This window comes from Acinetobacter sp. YH01020 (genome assembly GCF_013420275.1).
In the GTDB taxonomy this organism is placed as follows: Bacteria; Pseudomonadota; Gammaproteobacteria; order Pseudomonadales; family Moraxellaceae; genus Acinetobacter; species Acinetobacter amyesii.
Window position 1 is genome coordinate 1 of sequence record NZ_VOYN01000117.1, and the last position, 1868, is coordinate 1868.

At 36.5% G+C, this 1868-nt stretch carries 2 protein-coding genes and 1 pseudogene; all 3 read left to right on the forward strand.

Annotation, left to right across the window (positions count from 1 at the left end):
- Positions 1–368, forward strand: a pseudogene (locus FTT85_RS18370) (ISNCY family transposase); the annotation flags it as partial.
- Positions 369–972: 604 nt separating this feature from the next.
- Entirely contained in the window at positions 973–1203 is a 231-nt protein-coding gene (locus FTT85_RS18375) for an antitoxin (RefSeq protein WP_104427085.1), read from the forward strand.
- A complete protein-coding gene (locus FTT85_RS18380) occupies positions 1200–1595 on the forward strand; it encodes a type II toxin-antitoxin system VapC family toxin (RefSeq protein WP_086185555.1) in 396 nt (131 codons plus the stop codon). Before FTT85_RS18375 ends, FTT85_RS18380 begins: the two co-directional genes overlap by 4 nt.
- Positions 1596–1868 lie beyond the last annotated feature (273 nt).

Here is a 1868-nt window from a genome sequence, read left to right on the forward strand (position 1 = left end):
AGGTCACCAAGAATCTGACCCTGACCTATGACAAGTGTATTTATATGCTTGAACCGACAGAGCTGAATCATAAGCTTGTTGGGCAATACATTTCATTTCTGGAGTACCCGGATGGTACTGTGGCAATTATGCATGAAGGACGGAAGATCAACTATAGCGTCTTCAATAAACTGGCTGGACTACAGCAGAATGAAGTGGTTGAGAATAAAAGATTAGGTTCGGTCCTGGCCCATATCCAGCAGCAACATGAGGAATTGGAGAAACAGAATAAACGTTCCCGTCTCAAGAAAAGTATGCCGAGTCGTAAAGCTCAGAAAGTTGTTATTGAACAAAGAAATTTAAATCCTGTGCTTGACTCTTGTAGTTAAAAACAGGACATTTTAAATGGTTTATCGCATAGACATTTTAATTGGTGAATAACAAACATAACAGCTTTTTAAAATATCCTTGTTTTTCATAAAGTTAAAAAATTTTCATCCCCCTGAAAAACAACAAAAAACCGACTTGGAAACAAGTCGGCTTTTTTATGAGCAGTTTTGATAGTTCTTGCCAATAAATTTGTTTAAAAAGTATTCGATTTTGCGATTTTTTAAATTTTATCAATGCTTGAATGCTTAAAATTATCCACATTTTTTGTGGATAAAATTTAGGCTATTTTGTACGCTTTGGCTCACATCAATCTCGGCTCTTTGCTGCTATCCGGAATACTGGAATTTTCCTATGATGAACTCATCGGGAACAGGAAGTTCCATACAAGAATAACAAGAGATAAGCACAAGGACTGTAAGGTACGACAGGAGTTATACCGAGCGAACCAATACGAAAAACCCCGGCAGGATGCCGGGGTTTTTTATTGCCTGTATCTTTTAGATCAATTTTAGAAAGCAACGATTACTTACAATAAATCACGTGTAATAAATAGTTTGATGGTATGATATGTATCAATGATATCTATTTTATTGGGAGGCAAATATGGAAACCGCTAAAGTTTTTCAAACAGGTCGTAGTCAAGCTGTCCGTTTACCTAAAGCATTTCGCTTTAATGGTACTGAAGTTGCTATCAAGAGTTTTGGCCGTGGTGTCTTATTAATGCCCATCGAAAACCCATGGGACATCATGTTAGAAGCAATTAACGAATTTGAAGTAGGATTTCAGCTTGAACGAGCTGATCAGGGTGAGCAATTACGTGAGGACTTCAAATGATTTACCTCTTAGACACAAATATTTGTATCTACGTGATCAATCATAAACCACAGCAAGTTTTTGAACGCTTTAAGCAATATCAGCTTGGACAGTTAGCTATTTCTAGCATAACCGCGTCAGAGCTGGCTTTTGGCGTTGAAAAGTCTGGATCTGAACGCAATAAGCAAGCTCTGAACAAGTTTTTATCACCCTTAGATATTTTACCCTACGATGAGCAAGCGATTTGGCATTACGCTAAATTACGTCAAGATCTCCAATCAACAGGTAAAACTATTGGTAGTTTAGATATGCTAATAGCAGCTCATGCCCTCGCTTTAGATGTTGTACTAGTCACAAACAACATCAAGGAATTTGAGCGTATAGATGGGTTAAAGTTAGAGAACTGGATCTAATTTTTAGCCCTTAAAAGGGCTAAATTTCGTATAAGCACCATTATGTTAATTTTAGAAAAACTACATACTTTCATACATAAATTATTTTTCAAAAATATAATTTTTTTCCATATTTATAGGGCAAATAAACATATATTGCGCTTTAAACGTAAGCGTCCGCTGAACACACCTTCTGAATTCATCCTATAAGCCTTAATTTAGTCCCCACTTAGAAACAAGTGGGGACTTAAATTTATGACTACAAATAATCAGACATCCATCGCATCTCTTGCG